The sequence below is a fragment of the Coprobacter tertius genome (assembly GCF_024330105.1).
Classification (GTDB): domain Bacteria; phylum Bacteroidota; class Bacteroidia; order Bacteroidales; family Coprobacteraceae; genus Coprobacter; species Coprobacter tertius.
Map to the genome: position 1 here is coordinate 108,008 of NZ_JANDHW010000007.1, position 24,803 is coordinate 132,810.

General features: G+C 36.1%; 19 protein-coding genes. 1 reads left to right on the forward strand and 18 read right to left on the reverse strand.

Features of this window, described 5'->3' with window-relative positions:
- Positions 1–24: 24 nt before the first annotated feature.
- The 4 genes from NMU02_RS08655 to NMU02_RS08670 all read right to left on the reverse strand — a co-directional run bounded on the left by NMU02_RS08655 (position 25) and on the right by NMU02_RS08670 (position 4,172).
- On the reverse strand, positions 25–1,041 hold the full coding sequence (locus tag NMU02_RS08655) for a DUF6340 family protein (protein WP_255027418.1): 1,017 nt from the start codon (positions 1,039–1,041) through the stop codon (positions 25–27).
- 134 nt (positions 1,042–1,175) lie between these two features.
- Positions 1,176–2,234, reverse strand: coding sequence for a leucine-rich repeat domain-containing protein (locus NMU02_RS08660; protein ID WP_255027419.1), 1,059 nt, complete (start codon positions 2,232–2,234; stop codon positions 1,176–1,178).
- Between the two features lie 139 nt (positions 2,235–2,373).
- Entirely contained in the window at positions 2,374–3,204 is an 831-nt protein-coding gene (locus tag NMU02_RS08665) for a CvfB family protein (RefSeq protein ID WP_255027420.1), read from the reverse strand.
- A gap of 239 nt (positions 3,205–3,443) precedes the next feature.
- The gene (locus NMU02_RS08670) at positions 3,444–4,172 is read right to left on the reverse strand and encodes a TetR/AcrR family transcriptional regulator (RefSeq protein WP_255027421.1); all 729 of its coding nucleotides are present in this window, start codon (positions 4,170–4,172) and stop codon (positions 3,444–3,446) included.
- A gap of 515 nt (positions 4,173–4,687) precedes the next feature.
- Here NMU02_RS08670 and NMU02_RS08675 point away from each other — a divergent pair.
- On the forward strand, positions 4,688–5,230 hold the full coding sequence (locus tag NMU02_RS08675) for a hypothetical protein (protein ID WP_255027423.1): 543 nt from the start codon (positions 4,688–4,690) through the stop codon (positions 5,228–5,230).
- Between the two features lie 478 nt (positions 5,231–5,708).
- Here the strand turns inward: NMU02_RS08675 and NMU02_RS08680 are convergent, their stop codons facing one another.
- The 14 genes from NMU02_RS08680 to guaB all read right to left on the reverse strand — a co-directional run bounded on the left by NMU02_RS08680 (position 5,709) and on the right by guaB (position 24,668).
- Positions 5,709–6,476 carry an META domain-containing protein gene (locus tag NMU02_RS08680; RefSeq protein ID WP_255027424.1) on the reverse strand — a complete coding sequence of 256 codons (768 nt, stop codon included), beginning with the start codon at positions 6,474–6,476 and terminating at the stop codon, positions 5,709–5,711.
- Between the two features lie 25 nt (positions 6,477–6,501).
- On the reverse strand, positions 6,502–7,029 hold the full coding sequence (locus NMU02_RS08685) for an NAD(P)H-dependent oxidoreductase (protein ID WP_435522031.1): 528 nt from the start codon (positions 7,027–7,029) through the stop codon (positions 6,502–6,504).
- Between the two features lie 66 nt (positions 7,030–7,095).
- The gene (locus NMU02_RS08690; protein WP_255027426.1) at positions 7,096–8,043 is read right to left on the reverse strand and encodes an NmrA family NAD(P)-binding protein; all 948 of its coding nucleotides are present in this window, start codon (positions 8,041–8,043) and stop codon (positions 7,096–7,098) included.
- Between the two features lie 100 nt (positions 8,044–8,143).
- The gene (locus tag NMU02_RS08695) at positions 8,144–8,575 is read right to left on the reverse strand and encodes a copper resistance protein NlpE (protein ID WP_255027427.1); all 432 of its coding nucleotides are present in this window, start codon (positions 8,573–8,575) and stop codon (positions 8,144–8,146) included.
- A gap of 208 nt (positions 8,576–8,783) precedes the next feature.
- A complete protein-coding gene (locus tag NMU02_RS08700; protein ID WP_255027428.1) occupies positions 8,784–10,184 on the reverse strand; it encodes an alkaline phosphatase in 1,401 nt (466 codons plus the stop codon).
- Between the two features lie 156 nt (positions 10,185–10,340).
- Positions 10,341–12,374, reverse strand: a complete 2,034-nt coding sequence (locus NMU02_RS08705) for a M13 family metallopeptidase (RefSeq protein ID WP_255027429.1) — start codon at positions 12,372–12,374, stop codon at positions 10,341–10,343.
- A 7-nt stretch (positions 12,375–12,381) separates the two neighbouring features.
- The gene (locus NMU02_RS08710; RefSeq protein WP_255027430.1) at positions 12,382–14,334 is read right to left on the reverse strand and encodes an ABC-F family ATP-binding cassette domain-containing protein; all 1,953 of its coding nucleotides are present in this window, start codon (positions 14,332–14,334) and stop codon (positions 12,382–12,384) included.
- A gap of 70 nt (positions 14,335–14,404) precedes the next feature.
- Positions 14,405–15,190 carry a C40 family peptidase gene (locus NMU02_RS08715; protein ID WP_255027431.1) on the reverse strand — a complete coding sequence of 262 codons (786 nt, stop codon included), beginning with the start codon at positions 15,188–15,190 and terminating at the stop codon, positions 14,405–14,407.
- An 8-nt stretch (positions 15,191–15,198) separates the two neighbouring features.
- Positions 15,199–17,067 carry a DNA mismatch repair endonuclease MutL gene (gene mutL, locus NMU02_RS08720; RefSeq protein ID WP_255027432.1) on the reverse strand — a complete coding sequence of 623 codons (1,869 nt, stop codon included), beginning with the start codon at positions 17,065–17,067 and terminating at the stop codon, positions 15,199–15,201.
- Positions 17,068–17,085: 18 nt separating this feature from the next.
- Entirely contained in the window at positions 17,086–18,732 is a 1,647-nt protein-coding gene (locus NMU02_RS08725; RefSeq protein WP_255027433.1) for an OstA-like protein, read from the reverse strand.
- 19 nt (positions 18,733–18,751) lie between these two features.
- Positions 18,752–20,122, reverse strand: a complete 1,371-nt coding sequence (locus tag NMU02_RS08730; RefSeq protein ID WP_255027434.1) for a peptidylprolyl isomerase — start codon at positions 20,120–20,122, stop codon at positions 18,752–18,754.
- A 7-nt stretch (positions 20,123–20,129) separates the two neighbouring features.
- Positions 20,130–21,023, reverse strand: a complete 894-nt coding sequence (locus tag NMU02_RS08735; RefSeq protein WP_255027436.1) for a peptidyl-prolyl cis-trans isomerase — start codon at positions 21,021–21,023, stop codon at positions 20,130–20,132.
- 59 nt (positions 21,024–21,082) lie between these two features.
- Positions 21,083–23,038 carry a peptidylprolyl isomerase gene (locus tag NMU02_RS08740; RefSeq protein ID WP_255027438.1) on the reverse strand — a complete coding sequence of 652 codons (1,956 nt, stop codon included), beginning with the start codon at positions 23,036–23,038 and terminating at the stop codon, positions 21,083–21,085.
- A gap of 154 nt (positions 23,039–23,192) precedes the next feature.
- The gene (guaB, locus tag NMU02_RS08745) at positions 23,193–24,668 is read right to left on the reverse strand and encodes an IMP dehydrogenase (protein WP_255027439.1); all 1,476 of its coding nucleotides are present in this window, start codon (positions 24,666–24,668) and stop codon (positions 23,193–23,195) included.
- Between the last annotated feature and the right edge of the window lie 135 nt (positions 24,669–24,803).

Consider the following 24,803-nt stretch of genomic DNA (forward strand, 5'->3'; position numbering starts at 1 on the left):
TCAAAAAAGAAATGATATAACGAATTATATTAACTGAAAACGAAGTTTATCATCATCTTTTATTCTTTTTTCTAGTTGACCAATATACCATTTCAGCATCCGAATATAAGCTGTATTTTTTTCTGCAGATAAAGAAAATATTCTAAATGAACGATTTGCCCATTCGAGAGCTGTCGAATAATTATCCTGTAATTCGTAATACAAAGCTAAATTAGCCGCAGCTTTTGCTCGTTTTTTATTTTTTTTCGAATTTTCCCACGCATATTCCCATAAATAAGAAGCATCTTCATATTTACCTTGTTTCCAATAAATGGCAGCATCTTTCATTAAGGGGTCAGAGGATGTAAAATAAAACCTCTTCACACTCTCATTATAAGGAACCAATAATTTAACCAAATGATCGGCCGTGTAACCCGCCATATCTTTTATACAATTATCAAGAGAAAAGCCGATCTCTGTATCTCCTACTATTTCACCTACATTATCCCAATACAAAGTATCCGAGTAACTAATTGTCTCATATTTATTATCAGGAGCATATAATTCATATTTAGAATGAGCAACCAAGTCGAGTGTCAAAACCGGAGAATAAGTATTGTACCAGCGTTCTCTAAGTGTAGGCTCTATATAGAAATCGGAAAGAACCAATACCATCTCATTTCCCGTACTATCCCGTATAGCATCCAGCTCTTTATCCGTCATCTTTTTATTCAACAAATTAGTACGGTCAAAAAGTGTAAATAAAGAAATGTTCGAGAAATATCCCGATTTTCCCAAATAATCATTCAACATTTGGACTAAGTTTCCTGAAGGATCGGTGTACTCCAATCGCAGCGGCCTTTTACTACCGTAAGCATCAATAAATACCCCTTCACTCCCTTCATTCTTTTTACTAAGATTTACCAAAGTAACGGTCCGGGTAAAGACAGGTAGCGTAATTTCTGCAGGTCTTACAACATTCAAAGTCATTTCAGAAATTGAACTACACGAAGTTAAAATACAGATGCTTGTCAATAATATAAATCCCAACCCTGGTTTCATAGCATAATTAATTTATAATCTTTACTTACAAACATACTAATTTATTTTATCTCTGTTACTCTATTCAGGAAACAAAAATATCGTCCGGCATAATAATTATGCCGGACGATATTTAATCTATTTTCATTTTATGATCAATAATTCCATTGACAAGCTATCATACGAAGATTATCATCTCCCATTGTTCTTAAATTGAATAATTGATTATACTTGCAATTAATATACACCAAATTCGGGCAGAAGGATACATCAAGTGTATTCAATTGATTCTGATTACAAAGTACACGCTGCAACATAGGACGATTACTCAAATCGAGAGTTGTCAAATCGTTATAAGAACAATCGACAAATAAAAGATTATCGGTGCCGTTAAGATTAAGACGCGTCAACTGATTATATGAGCAAACCAAATCGAGTAAAGCATCACAATTCAATACATCGAGAGTCGTCATATTATTATCACTGCAAAATAATGACTGTAATGAAGGTTGTTTAGACATTATCATAGTGGCAATCTCATTATTATCCATATTCAGGTTTTGTAAACCGACAGTTCCTAACAAATTAAGATTAGTTAGCTTATTATAACCACAATATAAATTTTTCAGATTCACACAACTGTCTACATTCAGAGATTCAAGATGACAACCTTGCACATTTAACGACTGTAATGTCGTCGCTTTCGAAACATTTAATTCTACAAAGAGATTATTTGAACAATTCAGATTTTTTATTTGGGTAGGAGCAGATAAATCAAGATCTGTCAATCTGTTTTTATAACAATCGAGTTTAATCAACGAAGTACATCCTGTTAAATCGAGATTACTAAGTTTATTACGACTTACATTTAAAGTGCTGAGTAAAGAACAACCTCTAACATCGATAGCTGTTATTTGATTACGCGAACAATCGAGTTTCTGCAATCTAGTAAAGCCCATTAAATTTAATTCACCGGCCAAATCTTTATCTTTCCAATTTATTTCTTGAACCCGGCCATTATTCCACACGACACCTTTCCAGGTTTGCGGCGAATCGATACTTGTAATTTCCAATCTGTCAGCATTAGAATCTCCCTTTGCCGACTTTTGCTGCAAAAAGCTTTGCAAGTTTTTAACTTCTGTCTTATTTAACTTCTGTGCAAACAAAACTACGCTTCCCAGCAATAATACAACTGTAAACAATACACGTTTCATAACTTTTTAATTTTTTGTCCTTGATTGCTGTAAATCTTAACATTTCAGCTGATTAACTTTACACAGATTAGAACAAAGAATTAAAAAAAAAGTTCTCGAACCGTATTTTATTTAAATAATAGAATGAGAAAATTAACAATTAGATTAGTCGTATTCCGTCTTCCAATATTAGTATTAAATGCTGCTTATATAAATAACCGATCGCTTTTTTAAAGTTCTTTTTGCTACATGCAAAATAACCGCCTATTTCTTGGGCAGACGTTTTATCACACAACGGTAAATATCCTTCATGCTCTTTCAATGTTTTAAGAATTTCTCCTGCAAGACCCTCAATTTTCTCATACCCTAAGGGCTGTAACGAAACATCTATTTTTTCATCTTCACGTACTTGTTTTACATACCCTTTAAGCCGATCTCCCTTCTCAATTTCACTAAATATTTCATTATGGTATATCATACCCCAATGAAGATTGTTTATAATAACTTTATATCCAAGTTCTGTTTCTTGTACGATTAATAGATCTACCTCTTGATTCGGTTCGTACCTTACCATCGTATTATCGAGAAACTTCTCCAATTTTGCAGAAGCTACAATTCTCTCGGTAACATTATCAAGATATATATAAACAATATAAGAGCGGCCTTCTTGCATTTTCATTTTCTGTTCACGGAAAGGCACTAACAAATCTTTTGCCAATCCCCATTCAAGAAAAGCACCTACATTATTTACCGATTTCACTTCAAGTAAAACAAAATCACCGACCTGTGCATAAGGGTGTTCTGTTGTAGCAATCAATCTATCTTCAGAATCCTTATATACGAATACATCTATATTTTCACCTATCAGATACCCTTCGGGGACGTAACGGGAAGGTAATAATATCTCACCTTTCTCTTCTCCATCGAGATAGAGTCCAAAATCTACCTCTTTTACAATCTTAAGGGTATTATATTTACCGATGTTCACCATATATATTTTTTAGTCAAAGATACGATTTTATATTTATATATATTCTTAATATCCTTGTATAAGAAAATACAAGAGGACGCATATTTTCAAGGAAAAAATTGTAAGTTTATGACAAGTTTCCTGTAATTATACCGCATTGAAAAAATAGCAGAATAGGGATCTAATTCTTAAGTTGCGAGATTTTGACGTTTAATTACTCTATTCTGATAACCCGGCTTAAATATACGAATTAAGACAATTTATAACTGCTCGATGACACTGACGGGAAAATCGGTACACTCGGCAATAGTAGCGGTGTCTATCCCTTTCTCTTTAAATTTGCGGGCAATCTCTATGGTATTGTCATGTTTCTTACGTGCATTAAATACTAAGCCACAAAGATAGTCGAGTGCAGTGTACAGTCGTTCACGGTTCTCCTTACGCTGGTAGTCCACACCCCAGAAGGTTGAACGGCGACGGTGCAGTATCAGATAATACGTTCCGGCAGTAAGTAGTCCGGCTATAATATCGACCGGGATGTCGGTACCCTCGAACAGTCGTTTCAATTCCTCTATTGCTGTACGGTAGTGTTTCTCCCGACTTCGGGCAATACGACGTGTAGTCGGATTGTCGGCTTCGAGCTCCCACACCAACAGGTGCTGCATGTCTATGTTGTCATAGAGATAAACAGCCAATGATTTCAAAGTGCTTTTCAGTATATCCTCACCTGCTTTGTCGGTGGGATGTTCCTCGTCGAATAGGTCGTGTAGCCAGTAATCGGAAAAATAAGCATACTTATCCAGTACCCTTTCCATGCTCTTATAATTGTTGAGAAGGACAGACATTTGAATGCCTGCCCTCTGCATAATGTCTGTAAAGGTGATTTGTGCCAGTCCTTTCTCACTTGCCAACTGTCGGACGGCATCAAACACGTCCGCTTCCAGTTCGGCACGGGTACGACGGTTGCGTTTATTCTTCGATTGTTCCATGTTTATTTATACTATATATACGCAAAAGTAGAAAAAAATAAGTTTAAGCCGTCTTTTTTCTACTATAAAACAGATTTCAATACATGCAACGAAAAAAAAACCTTCTTTTGTTGTAGACATATCATTAATAATGTATTTTTATAGCTAATTATATAGTTTATCATATATAATAAATTTTTAATTAATTGAATTTCATATTTATATAATACAATATATAAATAGTATAATATACATACACTTATCAAGAATCAGAAAAAAAATTACAACGAAGATTTAATGTGTTACTGTTAACGTAATACTATCGATAAAATTAAAAATAAGAAATATGAACATATTATTTGCTAAATATATTCTCGTAGATAATAGACGGATAATATACCGATGATATATCCTAGAGATAAAGCCATAAAAAGAATAATAAGGAAATGACGTGAATTTTTGAGACATAAATTTAAAACATTAAAACGAATCGGTTAGCCGAAAAACATTATCCAACAAATAAAATTATTAAGAAAATGGAATTAACATTGAATTTAAATGCTCGTTTACAACCTATGCACAGACATATATTGGAAGATAAACTCCAAGAAATACTTGAAAAAGAGAAACTGGGAGAAGTAACCGGTGGTGGAACTCTTCAAAGTTCTAAAGGTGGAGAAATCGTATCTTGCGACATAGAAATACACCTGAATAATAGCAGCCTCAACAATATAGACCGTTTAGCGGAGTTGACTAATCAATTAGGTATCCCCAAAGGGTCGGCTCTATTGAGCACTGAGTCAAAGATAAAAGTGGGAACTTTAGAGGGGCTGGCTTATTATTCCAACGGTACGGAATTGACTGACGAAGTTTACGAGAATTGCGACATTAATCACGTCATTGAACAAATGGAAACTGCCATGGAAGGCATAGGCCGTTTTTATAGCTATTGGGAAGCCGACGAATGGACAGCCCTCTATTTTTACGGTACTTCATTTTTTGAAATGAAAAAAAGAATAGAACCTTTTATCACTTCCTATCCTTTATGCCAAAAGAGTCGTATCGAGCAAATTGCGTAGCTGGTTAACACTTAGTACTTCGGAGAGAAAGAGGTAAAAGTAAAGACAATCATTTTGTCGGTCATCATTATTTGCAGTATTACAAAGTTTGTATGATGTTATGATTAAATGAATGAAGAATCGGTATATATATTAGTATTACACTAATACTTTTTACATTTGTTTATTGGATTGACTGGCAAGGAACAATAAGAGATTGGCTATCTATCGGCTCATTTCATTCGGCTACCAAATTACGCCTTATACCTTTCCTTTTATGATATTGGAGAAATACTCCACAACATAACGATCCCATACAATAAATAATGGGTGAGTGTCCTCAATGTATCCTTATATACCTATGAATCAAACTATCAAAATAGGATACATCCCTTACCGGGATGTATCCTAAATATTCTGATTGAATATATCTCACAATCGTTATGTTTATAAACAGCCTTTTACGAAAAATTTAGCTTAAATTCTTAAAAACAATATTTTATTTCTCTGACCGGTATAGTTCAATTCCCCGTTGCTCTATAATCCACCGGCCGTCTTTTTCTCTTACATTATAAGTATCATCGTCTTCTTCATTCCAGGAATACCCACCCGAAGACAATTTCCGACGATCAAGCAATGGTCTTCGACCATCATCCGGTAAAAACAATTCGACCTGAGCAGAATCTGCCGAAAAAATTATAAAAGCAGACGTCGTTGAATTTTTATCAGTCACTGAATTCATACGGATGCCATCCTCAAATATGCGTATACAATCACCCTTTAAATTCGACCAGGTATAACCGGCCGCCGAATTGCAATCGTGAGAATCCAAATCTACTCCGATTAAAGGATTGTCACCTTTCAACTTCATTTTTATAATAAAGTTTTTATTCTTGTCGGCAAGAATAAGGATACTGTCTTTTATCGAATATATTCTTGTTTCTTCAAGTGCTTTTACAAATTTATCCTCAAAAGGCATATCGGGACAAAACATCATCGTACGGCCTAATGGACTGATTGATATCGTATCGTCTCCTACATCATAATTACCAAAATAACGGTTACATCCTGCAGCTCCAAATATGGTATTTGTATCGGTAAACTGAATTGTAGCAGATCTTTCCGGTAATGGAATCGTATCATGATCATATACAAATTCTTTCACCTGCCACTCCCCAATTGTCAATGCGGGCTCTTCCACAGATTTACAACCTACCATTGTAAGAGTCATTATAAATGACACTCCTATAAAAAATTTTGCATTCATATTATATATTTTCAATTATACTAATTCAAAACGATATAAGATATTCTATTTTTTCCCGATATAATTTACAGCCCTCCTCTATACTCACTGCAACAGAAGCTGTAGATAAACCACAAACCGCCAAGGGAGTCTGCCACACCATTCCCAAGTGATTTGCCAGCAATTGGTAAGGTCGCAACAATTCATCTATTGTAAAGTGATTACGGCCCCCCGACCGATAAGCCCCGGCTTCCGAAGCAGTTGTGGTCACAATTAATAAAGGTTTTCCTTTTACTATGTCGGTTTTAGCAATCGGAGTAAAAATTTCATCAATCCATTTTTTCATAGAGGCAGGAGCACTTGCCCAATAAAAAGGGAACTGAAATATAACAGCCTTCGACATATTTATTTTTTCGGCAAATTCTTCAGCATCAAAAAAATTTTCTTCGCACAAATTTACAACATCTACCTGAGGATAATCTTTTATAGCCTCTATCAACGCCTTATTGCCTTGAGACCTTTCCATATCTGGATGCGCCAAAAGCACCATAATCCTTTCCCTTTTCATAGGCATCATATATTATAAAATTCATCAAATATAAATACTAAATTTAAAACCGCTATATTTTTAAAATAATTTCTACGCATCAACAGCTTTCCAATTGTTTACTGATAAAAATTCCGGTAACGTCATAAGTTTATAGTTCAAAGATAAAGTCGAATCATCTTTTCGTTTAAACCAATCCATCACATTTTGTTTAATCGTTTTCCCATTATGAGGATTAAGCAAACTTTGCAGCATTCCGTCCGTAACATCAAATTCATTGTTTTGTATCGATTTAGCGACTGAGCAAAAACGGTCTATCACTTGCTCCGATAAAGAAGTCTGTAATAAAGCATCTCGGTAAAGATTAATATCGATATGCTCATAAATAATCGGTTTACCATAATTTTGGGATAACTTTTCTGCAATATCCCCGAAAGAGTATGAAACATTATGAGAAAGGCTGTACTCCTTATTTTCCTCCTGAGGAGACATTAATATACGAATTAAAAACTCAGCTATATCTTTTACCGAGACAAAACTAATACGTCCTGACCCTGCCGGATAATAAATAACTTTATTCTCTATAGGATCTCCAATAAAAAACGGAAGCCTTTCCATTAAAATATTCACGCGGACAATATTATAAGTAATTCCCGACTGCCGTATGTATTTTTCAGTATCTCTATTTTCCCGAATTATACAACATTCACTATGATCAGGACCAACCGTGCTTATAAAAATAATACGTTTTACTTTATTTCCCCGAGCAGCATTTACAAGATTGATATATCCCATTCTTTTATCGAAAAGAATATTAGAATCCGTTACCAATATTGTATCAACATTTTTCAGAACTTTATCTAAAAAAGGATGATCGTTGATTGAACCCTCGTAAAATTCGGTATTCAAATTTACGGAAAAAGAATTTTTAGCTTCCTTTTCATTTACTATAGCCTTTACCGGTATTTTAAAATCATTTTTGTCCAGCAACGCTAAAATCTCCCGGCCTAAACAATCGGTAATATCCGTTATAAGTATCATAATCATTCCATTTTTAAGAAATAGAACAGACTGAAGGATAAAAATGTTTAAAAAAGGCACCTCGAAAATATATAAAAGTAAAACCTTTATATATTCATCATTATTTCTTTACTAAAATATAATTATCAGCCAACTGTCCGGTTATAACCTCCTTATCGGCATTTAAACGCCGCAATTTATTTGTTTCAACTTTATAATATTGCTCTTCCCCGGCATTGGTTTTCAACGTAATTATACTATCGTTGACAATATAAGTTCCTTTTTCATCGAATATACCATCCTTTTCATCAATATAAACCAAATGCAATGCAAAATTACCGTCTTTCTCGAGGGTAAGGGTTGTTTCTATTCCCGGACAATCGGCACAGGGCAAAATACCCTTATACTCTCCCGAATAAGGAGACACACTTTCAATTATGTTTTTATCTGGAATTCCGGCATCAGTTACATCATTTTCTTTATTGACTCTTACATTATTTACACAGGAAAATAACGTAAAACAAGATAATAATAAAATAATAATTTGTTTCATTTCAATTTATATCAATTGGTTAATAATATGATCAACAAACTTTACTGCATCAACATGTTATAAATATAAGAATTTTTTTCGGATAAATGTTCATTTCGACCTTTCTGATCTTTATTTATTTAGTTACAAAAAAATTATAATTTGAGATTCAAAGACACTTAAAAAGCCGGTAAAAATTTACCGGCTTTTAATATTTAATAACAAGGTTTTATTTAAGACCTTTAAGTTGTAATATAATTTTAGGTATATCAGTATTATCCAGTCTACGACTGAATTTATCCGATCCCACCCCAATAGCAAACAAAGGTACCTGACTTGCCGAATGATTCCCCGAAGCCCAGCTTACATGGGCTTTTTTATTTACCAATGCAACAACTTGAGTAGCCAAAGCATCGATACTGGCATAAAGCGATCTGACATCTTTAGAATTTCCATGAAACATTTCATCAAAAACGGTCATCAGTTTTGCTTCTTCTTTAAGTGTTACCGGTATTGTTTTCCATAATCCGGTTTCAGCACTCAATATCTGCTTCATTTCATCCCAACTGATATTCGGATTGTTTTTCTTAACTTCTTTCAAATATGCAGAAAGATTCTTACCCGACATCTTCTGATTTGCAAAATACTCTGTATTTACGTCCATAGTCCCATTCCCGAGGATACAGCCACCCGTTTCATGATCAGCAGTAATAACAATGAGTGTTTCTTTAGGATGTTTCTTATAAAACTCATAAGCAACCTGTATTGCCTGACCAAAGTCAATCACCTCATTTACAACAGTAGCACCATCATTTGCATGAGCTGCCCAATCGATTTCTCCACCTTCCACCATCATAAAGAATCCTTTTTTATTATCTTTTGAAAGTTGTTCGATGCAAGCTGCAGTAAAAAAAGGTAAAGCGGTATCACCGGGTTTACGATCGATCATATAAGGAAGTGCATCGATCATAAGAGAATCAGCCGACAACAATACCATTTTTTTCTTTGTATCTCTATTTCGATTATATTCTTCTTCTCCCCGACAAACGACATAACCATTATCTGCTAAAGCAGTATATACATTTTTATCATTCGGATCTTTTTTATTTATAGGTTTGGTAAATGCCGAACCTGCAAAAAAATCAAATTCCGACTCAGCAGCCTGAATACCAATCTCATATCCCATGTTACGGTTAGGCTGATTGGCATAAAAACCTGCCGGTGTTGCATGATCTACTGAGACACTCGTAAGTATACCGACTTTCATACCCTCTTTTTTCAATTTCTTTGCGACTGATTCGAGAGGCTTCTTGTCAACATCAAGGCCAATCGCTCCATTATATGTTTTTGTACCGGTTGCCAATGCAGTTGCTGCTGCTGCCGAATCGGTCACCCTGTTGGTAGCAGAAAACGTAGTAACGACAGACTGCACCGGAAATTGCAAAAAAACAAGTGAATTCTTTATATTCCCGTCATTCTGACTTTGACAATATTGTCGGGTAGCCTCAATATGATTAAAACCCATTCCGTCTCCAATAAAATAAAAAATATACTTAGGGCCTGCAGCATAGCCTGTAAAAATGCTCAGAAATATAAATACCCCAAGCAAAAACATCATTTTATTTTTCATATACCATAATTTAACTTATACAAAAGTAGCCTATTAATAATATAAAGCCAATTTTTTCTTAAGACATTTCAATAACAAAAAATGTTAATATAAAAATAGGGAATAAGAATAAATATCCCTATCCCCCACTCAAATTTATTGTTATCAAATATATGATCACCAAATCACAACTCGTTTCTCGGGATCGAGATACATAGCATCACCGGGAGTAATATCAAATGCTTTATAAAATGTATCGATATTCTTCAGAGCCATATCAACTCTCCATTTACCCAACGAATGAGGATCTATCTTTGTTAAACGTAGAATTTCGGCATCACGTATATTCATAGCCCATAAAGCTGCATAGGCTAAATAGAAACGCTGATCGGGAGTAAATCCATCTATTTTTTCTGTATTATTTTTTTGTGCATTTTTAAAAGCTGTGTATGCCACTCTCAATCCACCTTGATCGGCAATATTTTCACCTAATGTGAAACGGCCATTTGCGTGTACGGTATCCACGACTATAATACTACTGTACTGATCGGCAAGTTTATCGGCTCTGAGATTAAACTGTCGTGCATCTTCGGCTGTCCACCAATCTTTTAGATTCCCGTCTTTGTCATATTGTCTTCCCTGATCATCGAATCCATGTGTCATTTCATGTCCTATTACCACCCCGATAGCACCATAATTAACGGCATCATCAGCATCGAAATAAAAAAATGGAGGCTGTAAAATCCCGGCTGGGAAGCAAATCTCATTTGTATTCGGGCTATAATAAGCATTTACCGTTTGCGGACTCATACCCCATTCAGTCTTATCTACAGGTTTACCGATCTTATCAAGCATATAATTATATTCAAATTCATTTGCCCGGCAGATATTTTCCCAGTATGAATCAGATTTATCGATAGTCAAACCCGAATAATCACGCCATTTATCAGGATAACCGATTTTAATATATACCGCATCTAACTTTTCTTTTGCTTTAGCTTTTGTTTCTGAGGTCATCCATTCCAAGCTATCGATATGTTGACCTAATGCAACTTGTAAATTTTTCACCAATTTTACCATTCTTTCTTTGGCTTCAGGAGGGAAAAATTTATCAACATACATTTCTCCTACAGCTTCTGGTAAGGCATTACTTGTTATTTCAAGGGATCGTTTCCATCTGGGCTGCTGCTCTTGTTTTCCTGACATTGTTTTTCCATAAAAATCAAAAGAGGCCGAAACAAAATCGTCACTCATGTAAGGCGATGCAGCATCTAAAAGATGAAAAACCAGATAATTTTGCATTTCTTCAGGGGAAAGCCCAGAAATCACAGAATTCATTCCTTTTATAAAACCTAATTGCATAGGATTTATTTCGGAAGGTGTTTTCACACCCATAGCCTCAAAATAAGCATTCCAGTCTATTGCCGGAGTTAACGCCGCAAATTTATTGAAAGGCATTTTATTATAATTTATCTGCGGATCCCGTAGCTTTTCTCTCGTATAAAAAACATTCGCTAATTTAGTCTCTGTTTTCAACACCGATTTAGCTGCTTTTCCAGCATCTTCCGATTTATAACCGGCTAAAACAAATATCTTTTCTACATATTTTTCGTATGCATTTCTAATTTTAAGATTATCAGAATCATTTAATAAATAATAATCTCTATCTCCCATATTTATACCGCTTTGATAAAGGCTCACAATATTTTCTGAGCTGTTTTTATCATCTGCTCCTACAAATAAAGAAAAGAAAGGTGATGCTCCCTGCTTTTGCAAATTTGCAATCTTGATACTAAACGCTTTTTTATCCTTCGCCTCCAATACATCTTTTATTTGAGCAGCCAATGGAGCAATTGATTCCGAATTCAGTCGAACACTATCGAGTCCGAGGTTATACAAATCGGAAACCTTTTGAGCTATACTTCCCTGATCGAATTTCTTCTTCCCCAGTTCCATAATCAGGTCCTTTAGCTGTTCCTTATTATTTTCCCGTAACTGATCGAATGAACCAAACCGGCTGTATTCTGGTTTTAAAGGATTTTTTTTCATCCAACCTCCACAGGCATATTGATAAAAATCACTGCCGCACGATACTGTCGTATCGAGATTCGACAAATCTAAACTATCGTTTTTCACTGTAACATTTTTATTATGGCATCCTGTTACAACAAACAATCCTGCCATTAATGATAAAATCAATAATCGTTTCATCTTGTAATTAATTTAAATTTTCGTTTAACGAGCGCTTTTCTTCAAGTTCAATTGTAAAAGATGTCCACAAATTCATTGCCTCATCAAGTTCTTTCTTCATCATACCGTGTTCTTCGTACAATCTTGTATCTGAAGCTCCTTCGGGAGTAGATAATTTTTCTTCCAATTCTTTTATTTTATTTTCGAGAATCTCTATTCTATTTTCATTTTCCTCTATCGACCTTTCGAGCCGTTTTATCTGTCTTTGTTGTTCTTTTCGTTCTTCGTAGGTAAGTTTATTATCTTTTCCTACAATAGACTCTCCTTCTTTGTGTTTCGCTACAGAAATATTTTTTTCAATCTCACGCAAGTTATTAATTTTTTTCTTTTGCAAAAAATCATAAATACCTCCCAAATGTTCCTTAATAACGCCTCCTCCAAATTCATATACTTTTGTAACCAAGCCATCTAAAAATTCCCTGTCATGAGATACGACTATAACCGTTCCGTCAAAATCTTTAATAGCCTGTTTTAAAATATCCTTCGTACGCATATCAAGATGATTAGTAGGTTCATCGAGTATAAGAAGATTAACGGGCTCGAGTAATAATCTAATCATCGACAATCTCGTTTTTTCTCCACCGGAAAGTACTTTTACTTTCTTATCCGAAGCTTCTCCGCCAAACATGAAAGCTCCCAGAATATCTCGTATTTTAGTACGGATATCTCCTACTGCTACCCGGTCTATCGTATCAAAAACCGTTAAATCTTCATTCAGAAGTTGAGCTTGATTTTGAGCGAAATAACCAATCTTTACATTATGGCCGATTTTTAAATGACCCGAAAAATCAATTTCCCCCATAATACATTTAACAAAAGTAGATTTTCCTTCACCGTTCTTTCCTACCAATGCCACTTTCTCTCCTCTTTTTATTGTAATATCGGCTCCTGAAAAAACAGTATGATCTCCATAACTCTTTCCAAGTCCCTCTGTTATAACTGGATAATCTCCAGAACGAGGTGCTGGAGGAAACTTGAGATTTAATCGGGAGTTATCCATTTCATCTACTTCGATACGCTCAATTTTATCTAACTGTTTTATACGCGACTGCACTTGAACCGCCTTAGTCGCTTTATACCTGAAACGGTCGATAAAAGCCTCTGTATCCTGTATCTGTTTTTGCTGATTTTCATAAGCCCGCTGCTGCTGCTCAAGACGTTCTGCACGCAATTGAACATAGCGGGAATAATTCACTCGGTAATCATAAATTTTACCCAATGAAATTTCGATGGTACGAGTCGTTACGGCATCGATAAAAGCTCGGTCGTGTGATACCAACATTACTGCATTTGCACGTGTAGATAAAAAATTCTCCAACCATTGTATCGATTCTATATCCAAATGGTTAGTCGGCTCATCAAGTAAAAGCACATCCGGACGTTGTAACAATAATTTAGCTAATTCGATACGCATTCTCCATCCTCCACTAAATTCTGAAGTGGGTCGATCGAAATCGTTTCTCGAAAAACCTAATCCCATTAGCGTTTTCTCAATCTCGGCCTGATAATTACCGGCACCCATTAAATGCAGTTGTTCGGTTGCATTTGTCAACCTTTCAATAAGATCCTGATAATCATCCGAATCATAATCGGTACGCACTAACAATTCAGCATTCATGCTATCGATACGGGATTGCATTTCGAAAATATGCGCAAAAGCCTGTTCTGCTTCGTGCATAACCGTACGACTATCTGCCAACTGCATTTGCTGCGGCAAATAACCGATAGAAAGATCCTTCGGATAATTTACGACTCCCGAAGAAGGCTGCTGTAATCCTGCAATAATTTTTAACATCGTAGATTTACCCGCACCATTTTTACCAACCAAAGCGATACGGTCTTTTTTATTCACTACATATGTTATATCATCGAATAACGGATTACCACCAAACTCGACAGTAAGCCCTTCTACTGAAATCATCCTTTTTTAACTTTAAATAATCTGTACTAAAAACTTATACGAACACATTTTTCCACATTATACACAAATTTTATAATCGATCGATCATACGTACTACCGAATGTAACTTATGTGTATAATCTCCTATATCTTCCCGATAAATTCCTTTTTTATCAAGAATATCTATACGTACGCTTCCCGAACAATGAATGATTCGATCCGAAGCAATTATCATTCCTACGTGCACTATCTTTTCCATGGCATTTGAGAAAAAAGCCAAATCACCTGGAAGAATTTCCTCATTTGTGTCCAAACAGCGTCCTGCCAATGCCTGATCTTTTGCATCACGTGGTAACTCTATCCCATTGATACGAAAAATAATCTGAATAAATCCGGAACAATCTACTCCCATTATATTACGGCCTCCCCATAAATAAGGAACATTAAGCCAATGACGCGCTGTTGCGAGTAATTGAGCCACACAACTCCATTGAGACTTTATAACCGATCCGGAAATCAATCGCCCTGTCATATTTCCCATACGGAACATTTCCGTTTCATCATCATATTCATGGAAAAGACTTCCCATACTAAGATACTGTACACCATCAATACCTGTTCTTTGAATGACAGCTATCGGTGAGGAAATAATCCAAGAACAATTTGGCTCAATATTAGACGAAATTTCGTTTTCAAATAACATCTTTCTATCGACCCAACCTCTGTAATTATCAGAAGACTCAATTTCAGCCCATTTTTCCTCTAAGGAAAGTATTTTAATCGTTTCGCCAAATAATAACTGACTTACCATTTCACTGGTCTCATCAGCCTTTTCCCTTATCGGTACAACGCTCTGTATTGCAATCGCACTACTCATCAATTATATTATTTAAATCGTTTCGCTATTTCCTCATTCGTCAATATCCATACTACAGGTTTTCCATCAGGTGTATAATTAGGTAGTGAAGACGCAAACAAATCACTTACCAACTGGTCCATCTCACGTTCAGATAAAACTTGACCATAAGGAATAGCAGCAGCATTAGACAATGTTATTGCTAACTGTTCGTGAAGATCGGCTTTTACATCCCGCCCCTTTTCAGTTGCCGTATCAATCATACTCCAAATCAGTGTTTCCACATTTATTCCTTCTATGCCCGAAGGTATTCCATTTATCGAGTAAGAATTATTTCCAAGGTCACTGATATCGAAACCCAAAAACTGCAAATCCTCACGGATACTCTCTAAAATAACAGACTGTGAAGCCGTTAACTGTATAATCTCAGGAAATAAAACCCGTTGTGAAACACCTTGCTTTTCACGGATATTTACAATATATTTATCATATAAAATTCGTGCATGAGCTCGGCATTGATCAATAAGCATAATACCTGATACCACTGTCGTAAGAATATAACGCCCCCTAAACTGCATATAAGAAGACCCGGTAGATATATTTTCCCCGACAGGCAAAATTGTATCCGATGTAACAACATCTCCAACAACTTCAACCTCATTGCTAATAATAGTAGAAGATATAAGCCCATCGCTTTCTTCATCGGGTCGAGAAGATTCATCTATTGCTATAAATCCACTATATAATTTTTCCCAGTCGAAATCCGGACGCTTTACCGAACCCGAAGATACTTTAAATGGGTTATACGAAGAATTAAAAGTCACAGAAGGCTGTTTTACAGGCTCATTTTTACGAAATACAGGTATTTCGGGAGCATCGGTCATATCAAAATCAATAGAAGGTACAGCACTGAATTTTCCTAACGACTCCTTTATTGCAGCCGCCAATATTTGCCATATAGGTTGCTCATTTTCAAATTTTATCTCTGTTTTGGTGGGATGAATGTTTACATCGATCGAAGCAGGATCAACAGTAAACATCAGAAAATAATTCGGCATTTCACCAGATGGAATCAACTGCTCATAACACTGCATAACAGCTTTATGAAAATAAGGATGCCGCATATACCTTCCGTTTACAAAAAAATATTGTAATGCGTTGCGTTTACGCGCCGATTCCGGTTTACCGATATAGCCCGATATGGATATCAACGAAGTTTCGGTTTCTACAGTAAGCAATTGCTGATTAAGACCCTTTCCGAATACCGAAATAATACGTTGACGAAAGTTAGAAACCGGCAAATTAAAAAGTTCATTCTCATTGTGTGTAAGTTCGAATGCTATCTGCGGATTAATAAGAACAATCCGTTCGAACTCAGCCAAAATATTATTTAGTTCAACAGAGTTAGATTTCAGAAATTTACGTCTTGCAGGTACATTGAAAAAAATATTTTTGACCATAAAATTACTACCGGCCGCACAAGCAATACACTCCTGAGACTCGACAACCGACCCCGAAAGGATAATGCATGTTCCCGTTTCATCTTCATTACGTCGTGTACGTAATTCAACCTGAGATATCGCAGCAATCGAAGCTAATGCTTCTCCCCTGAATCCCATCGTACGCAATGCAAATAAATCTGACGCTTCTCGTATTTTCGAAGTTGCATGGCGTTCGAAAGATAATCGGGCATCGGTCGCAGACATTCCCTTGCCATTATCGATAACTTGTATCAAAGTGCGACCGGCTTCTTTTAAAAAAATTTGTATGTGGGTTGCTCCCGCATCGATAGCATTCTCCACTAATTCTTTTATAACCGAAGCTGGCCTTTGTATTACTTCGCCAGCAGCAATTTGGTTCGCTACAGAATCAGGTAATAATTGTATCACATCGCTCATAATCCCTTCAAAATAAATTTATTCATTACTGAATCTTCTACGCTTTTTCGGAGCTTCGACCTGTTGTTTTACAATCTTACGGAAAATATCCTGCGGGTCTTTCGGCCTTATTGCTTCATACCAACGGTAATCGGGCAAAAACAGATCTTTTCTTTTTATCATGGGAATCGGGGTCAAGGAACCCTGGCCTCCGGGCCACATAATCAGCTTTTCCATTTTCTGATTAACTAAAAATAAAGTGAGAAAACTACTTTCGGCCCGATTTAAACCAATTAAAGTAGAATCTTTTTCTTCGGGATAAAAAATAGTTTGTACATTTCCACTTACATCGACCTGTCGCAACTGGCCATTATGAAAATATGCCTTCAGGTCTTTACCAGACAACTGATCGAAATATACCGAATCCTTATGCTGCGTCGCAAAGGCAAAATGAGGAATATGAGCCCATTCTACCGTACTATCGTTCATATATATTTTGATGGTATCACCAAATATTTGGTAATTTTCATTCCAGATTACCGGATCTTTATAAAGATACAAAGCAGAATCCCGAGTAAAATAATTCATCGAATCACATACTCCTTGTAAATCGGTCCTATAAAACCGAGTCCCGTAATAAGCCTGTAATTGCCTTGTCGAATCAGGCAATGTAAACGCCTTTAATGTATCTGCATGCAGGTATAGTGTGTCCAGTCCCGAATATTCAAGAAGGCGTGCAGAATCGGTCGCAAAAGAATACTCAGTTTTTTCATTATAAAATCCATATTGCCCTTCCATGGTTATTTTCCGAAGCGTATCATTAAGTATCATATTTCCAAACACCTCCCCAAATCCACTATTTCGATTATAAAAAATGGTGTCTCCGGTAAGCTGCTGACTTTTACTAACGATTACAGATCGGTCATATAGAGTAGATATGTTCTGCAAAGTATTATACCATCCCTTCTTCGAATAAATAACATTACTGTCGGAAACAATAACCGACGGCCCGATAATATTAGCGACTCGCGTAGCCGTATTATATTCAAGTGTATCTGAATATAAAATATATTGCGGATTTACCAACTGAACATCATAGTAAAAAATTGCATTTTTCGTATCAGGGCTATACTGACCATATACAGAAGTAAGTTCATCATCGACATTAACGATCTTTCCCCCATCGAAATAATATCCTATATTCGGCTCAAGATCATAATTTAGGCTATCTGTAAAAAGAACGACATCTCTGTTTTCCATCCTTACATTATACCGCAACTTTGCGATCTGAAGCATTCCATCGTAATATAATACATCACTATAAACGAAAAGAGTATCACCCTGTTCCATCCTAACGTTACCGAAAGCATCGAGCGAATTGGTATTCTCATAAAAATAAGCACTGTCGCAATACATATGCATTCCTTCTTTACGAAAATGAACATTCCCTCTAAGAACCTGAAAATCGGGATTTAAATCTTTATCAAAAAAAAGCTGATCGGAATATTCCAAATATACTTTTTTCTTTTCATCAGTCTCCGATGCGGGCTTTGCCAAAGGTTTTATCTGAGGATCATCCGGATTACGCCGCTGATGTTGAGCCCACCCGCACAGAGCCGACAGGCACAAGATACCGATAAGTACCTTATGCCTGCCTAACCCGAAATATTTTTTATTATTACGCATTTAATATGGTAGCCCGTTATTATTTCTTCAACCAACCGTCATATTTAAATTCACAGTTATTCCAACCGTCTTTTATTCTAACGTAGGTTTCCTTTTGCTTTTTCTTGATCCATTCTTCGATCAATTCATCTTGTTTGGCCTTTTCCACAACAGCCTTAAGAGCTTGATAATCGTCTCCGATATTTGCCCTATGTCCAAGTGTACGACTCTTCAACTTTACAATAGCAACGACTTCTTTTCCATTTGTTTCATCAACCATCTCAAACGGTTTCGATATATCTCCAACATTCATCTTATCAACAACTTTAGCTACATCCTGAGGCAGTTCCCCCATTTCAAATTTAGTAGTGCCGTCATGTTTATTCACCATCAATCCATAATTATTTCGCGTATCTTTATCTTGTGATAAATGAAGAGCTGCTTCTTCAAATGTAAATTTCTTTTTATCAATAATATCGGTACGAAGAGTATCGAGTAAATTAACTGCATCATCTAAATCTTTCTGAGCAATTTCAGGACGTAAAAGGATATGTCTTACATTTACACGATCTCCCCTTTTCTCAATTAATTGTATAATATGGTATCCGTATTCTGTTTCTACTATTTTAGAAACTTTCTTCGGATCATTAAGACTAAAAGCAACTTTGGCAAATTCGGGGACAAACTCGGCTTTTCCCTTGAAGCCCATTTCACCTCCCATACGAGCTGAGCCAGGGTCTTGAGAATACATAATAGCCAAAGTAGAAAAATCGGCATCTCCTTTATTTATTCGGTCGGTATATTCACGTAAACGTGATTTTATATTATCGATTTCCTGTTGTGGAATACGAGGTTTAACCGATAATATTTGCACTTCTACCTGTGTCGGAATATAAGGAATACTATCTGCAGGAAGGTTCGAGAAGTAGCGTCGTACATCAGAAGGGGTTATTTTTATATCCTTCACCAACGCTTTTTTCATCTCATTTACAGTTTCATTATTTCTAACCGATTCCGTCAGTTCTTCTCTTATTTGAGCCATTGTCTTACCTTGGTATTCTTCCATTTTTTCTTTGGACCCATAAAAATTCAGAATATAATAATTTATCTGGGCATCGACTTGCTGTAATACGACAGCATCGTTAACTTCGATACTGTCGAGTTTTGCCTGATGTAAAAATAATTTCTGAATAGCAATTCTTTCAGGAAGAACACAATAAGGATCGCCATCGATCTTTTCTCCGCTATATTGTAAAGACCGGTAATAGTCTTCGACTTCGGATTTTAAAATTGCTTCATCACCTACTACCCAAACGACTTCATCGATAACATTATTATCCTGTGCATTTGCAGTAAAGGCTAATGCCATAAACATGACCGGAAGAATAAATGTATTAAAAAATTTATGCATGTCTTTATTATTTATTTTTATTCTTTTCTTTATTTCTTTGCGATCCATAATATTCTATTCTATTATCCTTTATCGCTTTCTCGTATAATTCTTTTTCGGTATTTACCAAAAATTGTAATCGCATTTTATTCGTCAGAATTTCACGTATCTGACGTTTAGCAAAATCAAACGGCATAACACTACCGGGAACTTTATAATCACTGATATTCAATAAATACCAATAACCGCCATCACTTATCTCCAAATATTTTTGACGTCTCAAGAAATCGGTTTCATCGGAAATCTCATACGGAATATTATCCATTACTTCGCTAAAAGAAACCCAGCGGTCATAAAAATATTCGTATATTACAGCATTATTCAAACCATATTTTTCAATATTTTCTACGGCATCGGGTTTATCAGATCGATACCATTTCTTTAACTGTGAAATACGAGGAGAATTAACCGGCACTTTAATAAACAACCCTCTTATTATTCCCGATTTCAATTTAAACTCATCTGCATGCTTATCGTAATAAGCTTTAAGATCACCTTCAGATATTTCCTTCGACAGCTTCTCATCCAGCAGTTGTTTCTTATATTCAAAAATAATAAGATCTTCTCGATACCGATCCACTTTTTGATCAATCTTGGAAAGATCGGGTATATTTTTCGCTGCGACATCGTACAAAATACGATCATTAACCCACTGGGCAATATAATTGTCGGCAAATCGAGCACTATCTGCAGCTGATAATCCGTTAGGCATATCATTCGATAATTCATCCCGGTAAAGAACCTGATCCCCAACCCTTACCAATGCATTATTCTCATTGTTAATATTCTTTCCTCCTCTGTTACATGCCATAAAGAAGGCACTTACAAACAGGCATATCAACAATGAGAATAAATTACGCATATACTGCTAATTTTAGTTTTACTTTTCAAGCTATAAAAGTACAACTAAATTTGCTGATACTAATCCTTCTTAACTGTTTTTAGAACATCTTCATGTATTTCAACCGGATATTTTAAATTTAATTGCTCAACCCATTTTTCCTCAAGATAATTCTGGTAATCTGCAGTAACCTGCCCCCGAATATCAGTATATACCTGAGGTCCTTTTTTCAGCATCTTTCCAGAAACGAAAATGACAGGAAATTTAGAATCCACAGGCTTTTCTCCAATCTTAAAAGCCAGTTTATCAACAATTTCGTTATCCCCCTTTACAAACAAGCCTCTTTCTATACGTACCTGTTTTAAAGTATCATTATTAAATTCTTTATTAACATACATAACTACCGAGTCGATTGGTAATGTTTTAATACGCTTTTTTACTTGTTTAGCAATCTCTTTACTGGAACATTTTACGACAAACCCTTTATATTTTGGCTCATCCCAACGATATTTTTTCTTATTCTTCTTAAAATACTCAGCCAATCCGACTTCATCTTTCGATGCTTTATCCCAAACTTCCTGATTACTAATCTCGAACAACAACATTCCATCACGATATTCATTCATTAAATTTCTGAAATCAGGATATTTTCTTTCCAACTGGCTGTCTTCATAATTCAAAACAGTCTTATTTACATAAGCATCTAACATCAAATCAAGCATCATTTTGGCACTGGCATTTCGTACCGAGCGTCGCATCCCCATCGCATCTTGGGCAAAATCGCTTATTTTATAAATTTCACCATCGAGGGTAAATAAAGGTAACCGATCATTGGCAATTGTAGCAAGGTATAATGAATCGGTGGGATAAGCCGTTGAAATGAGACTATTCAAACGCTCTTTCGCCGTTTCATTTATTGTAAAATGATATTCTTTCTTCAACTTACCGATCAAGACTTTTTGCCCCAAAGTACCTCTTTCATCTCTTGCAATTGTACGCATTATCAAAGGTTTCATTTCGTCATAAGGTTTGAGGGCTCTTTTATCGAGCAATCTGATTATATGCCATCCATAAGCTGTTTTTATCGGTTGTGAAATGTCTCCTACATTCTTTAATGCAAACGCAGCTTCTTCATATTCAGGAACAATACGTCCGGTACTTATCCAGGGCATTTCTCCCCCTTTTTGCGCCGAACCAGTATCTTCAGATTTTTCCCGTGCAATCTTAGCAAAATCTCCCCCCTGAATAACTTCTTGATAAATTTCTTTGATTTTTGCTTCTTTCGCCTTTGCCTGATCGGGTGTATCTTCGGGAGAAGTCATTATCATGATATGCGCAGTAAGAATTTCACCCCTGCTCGGGCGACGATCCCAAACCTTTACTAAATGATAACCAAACTGCGTTTCAACCGGTTCCGATACCGAACCCACCGGAGTCTGATATGCCGCCATTTCAAACGGATAAACTGTTCTGAATCCGGTAATATAGCCTAAATTACCATGATTTTGTCTTACCGAAGGATCCTCAGAATATTCATCGGCCATTTTATTAAAATCAGCACCATTTCTTATTTTATTCAAAACTTCGAGAGCTCTGCCATGCACCTTTTCTTTCTCTTCGACAGATGAACCCGGATTTACATTAAAAAGGATATGACTTACCTTAATTTCTTCTTTTAAACGATCATAAGCTTCTTGAGCCAGCTTATCGTCCACACTCGTATCTACAAGGTAAGGTTTTGCCAATTGCTTGCGATAACCGGCCAACTCGGTCTGAAACGCCCTTGTCGTATCTATTTTATGAGCTTCGGCTTCAGCGACTTTTAATTTATAATTTTTAAAAAGAACTACATATTCATCTAACGATTTATGATCGATCTGTTGCTGATTATTTTTATTATAAATATATTCGAATTCAGATTTTTTTATGCTTTTCCCGTTAACCTTCATTATTTCAGGATCATTATCAGCATTCTGAGCAGTCATAGATACAACACATCCCATAAAAAGAGATAATACTAACCAGTTCTTTTTCATTTGTTTTTTATTTAATATTGTAGGGCTTGTAAACCCTCGTTATTACAAAATATAGTTAATAAAAAGAATACACTAATTTAACGATTCAAATATAAAAAAATTATATTTACAACGCTAAATTAGTGTATTTATAACGTATCCTATAAACGGAATTTTATCCTCTGCTACTATAATTGGGTGATTCGCTGGTAATTGTTACATCATGAGGATGACTTTCGGCAACTCCGGCATTTGTAATACGAGTAAATTTAGCTTTGTGCAAAGCATCTATATCGGCAGCTCCGCAGTAACCCATTCCAGCTCGTAACCCGCCAACCATCTGATAGATTACTTCATATAACGAACCCTTATAAGGTACCCTTGCAGCGATTCCTTCGGGAACGAGCTTCTTGACATCGGTTTCACCTGCCTGAAAATATCGGTCTTTAGAGCCTTTTTCCATCGCTTCGAGAGATCCCATACCCCGGTACGATTTAAATTTACGTCCGTTATATATAATCGTTTCGCCCGGCGATTCTTCTACACCGGCCAACATCCCCCCCAACATTACGGAATAGCCGCCGGCAGCTAATGCTTTTACAATATCACCCGAATAACGAATACCACCGTCTGCGATTAAAGGAATATTAGTTCCTTTCAATGCTTTTGCCACTTCATAAACCGCAGATAACTGAGGAACTCCTACGCCAGCAATAACACGTGTCGTACAAATAGACCCCGGCCCTATTCCTACTTTTACTCCATCTGCTCCGGCATCAGCCAAATAACGAGCAGCCTCACCAGTTGCTATATTCCCCACAACAACATCGATTTGCGGATATTTAGCTTTTACCTGCTTCAACAAATTTATAACATGTACAGAATGCCCGTGAGCCGTATCGATTACTATTGCATCTGCACCGGCATCAACAAGAGCAGCAACACGTTCCATAGAATCACCGGTTACTCCTACACCTGCAGCAACACGCAAACGACCGAGTTTATCCTTACAAGCAAAAGGTTTATCTTTAGCTTTGGTTATATCCTTGTACGTTACCAGCCCTATTAATTTACCGTTCTTATCTACAACAGGCAATTTCTCAATTTTATGTTGCTGTAAAATATCGGCAGCTTGCTGAAGATCGGTCGACTGAGTTGTCGTAACCAAATTGTCAGACGTCATAACCTCATCGATAAGACGATTTGGATTACGTTCGAAACGAAGATCTCGGTTGGTAACTATACCTACCAGGCATCCGTCATCCGATACCACCGGTATTCCACCGATGTGATATTCCTTCATCAACCCTAAAGCATCTTTTACTGTAGAACCTCTTTTTATGGTTATAGGATCGTAAATCATTCCATTTTCAGCTCTTTTTACCATATGCACTTGTCTTGCCTGGGCTTCTATCGGCATATTCTTATGTATTACACCGATACCCCCTTCTCGGGCTATAGCAATTGCCAACTGAGCCTCGGTAACAGTATCCATTGCTGCCGAAACTAAAGGAATATTTAACTGGATATTTCGTGAAAAACGAGTCGTAAGATCGACTTCACGCGGAAGAACTTCCGAATAAGCGGGGATTAACAATACATCATCGAATGTTAACCCGTCCATGACAACTTTATCTGCAATAAATGACATAATGAGGAAGGCGTTAAAAATTTATTGCGTGCAAAGATAAATATTTTTAATGAATCTTTATGCGTAAAATGCTTTTTTTTCATGCTTTTTTACACCATTACAACAACGGCTGTAGAAAATTTCTACAGCCGTTGC

Bases quoted from the DNA above. Each gene is read 5' to 3' on its own strand.
- NMU02_RS08655 (WP_255027418.1), bottom strand. From the start codon at position 1,041: ATGAAACCAGGGTTGGGATTTATATTATTGACAAGCATCTGTATTTTA.
- NMU02_RS08660 (WP_255027419.1), bottom strand. From the start codon at position 2,234: ATGAAACGTGTATTGTTTACAGTTGTATTATTGCTGGGAAGCGTAGTT.
- NMU02_RS08665 (WP_255027420.1), bottom strand. From the start codon at position 3,204: ATGGTGAACATCGGTAAATATAATACCCTTAAGATTGTAAAAGAGGTA.
- NMU02_RS08670 (WP_255027421.1), bottom strand. From the start codon at position 4,172: ATGGAACAATCGAAGAATAAACGCAACCGTCGTACCCGTGCCGAACTG.
- NMU02_RS08675 (WP_255027423.1), top strand. From the start codon at position 4,688: ATGGAATTAACATTGAATTTAAATGCTCGTTTACAACCTATGCACAGA.
- NMU02_RS08680 (WP_255027424.1), bottom strand. From the start codon at position 6,476: ATGAATGCAAAATTTTTTATAGGAGTGTCATTTATAATGACTCTTACA.
- NMU02_RS08685 (WP_435522031.1), bottom strand. From the start codon at position 7,029: ATGCCTATGAAAAGGGAAAGGATTATGGTGCTTTTGGCGCATCCAGAT.
- NMU02_RS08690 (WP_255027426.1), bottom strand. From the start codon at position 8,043: ATGATACTTATAACGGATATTACCGATTGTTTAGGCCGGGAGATTTTA.
- NMU02_RS08695 (WP_255027427.1), bottom strand. From the start codon at position 8,575: ATGAAACAAATTATTATTTTATTATTATCTTGTTTTACGTTATTTTCC.
- NMU02_RS08700 (WP_255027428.1), bottom strand. From the start codon at position 10,184: ATGAAAAATAAAATGATGTTTTTGCTTGGGGTATTTATATTTCTGAGC.
- NMU02_RS08705 (WP_255027429.1), bottom strand. From the start codon at position 12,374: ATGAAACGATTATTGATTTTATCATTAATGGCAGGATTGTTTGTTGTA.
- NMU02_RS08710 (WP_255027430.1), bottom strand. From the start codon at position 14,334: ATGATTTCAGTAGAAGGGCTTACTGTCGAGTTTGGTGGTAATCCGTTA.
- NMU02_RS08715 (WP_255027431.1), bottom strand. From the start codon at position 15,190: ATGAGTAGTGCGATTGCAATACAGAGCGTTGTACCGATAAGGGAAAAG.
- mutL (WP_255027432.1), bottom strand. From the start codon at position 17,067: ATGAGCGATGTGATACAATTATTACCTGATTCTGTAGCGAACCAAATT.
- NMU02_RS08725 (WP_255027433.1), bottom strand. From the start codon at position 18,732: ATGCGTAATAATAAAAAATATTTCGGGTTAGGCAGGCATAAGGTACTT.
- NMU02_RS08730 (WP_255027434.1), bottom strand. From the start codon at position 20,122: ATGCATAAATTTTTTAATACATTTATTCTTCCGGTCATGTTTATGGCA.
- NMU02_RS08735 (WP_255027436.1), bottom strand. From the start codon at position 21,023: ATGCGTAATTTATTCTCATTGTTGATATGCCTGTTTGTAAGTGCCTTC.
- NMU02_RS08740 (WP_255027438.1), bottom strand. From the start codon at position 23,038: ATGAAAAAGAACTGGTTAGTATTATCTCTTTTTATGGGATGTGTTGTA.
- guaB (WP_255027439.1), bottom strand. From the start codon at position 24,668: ATGTCATTTATTGCAGATAAAGTTGTCATGGACGGGTTAACATTCGAT.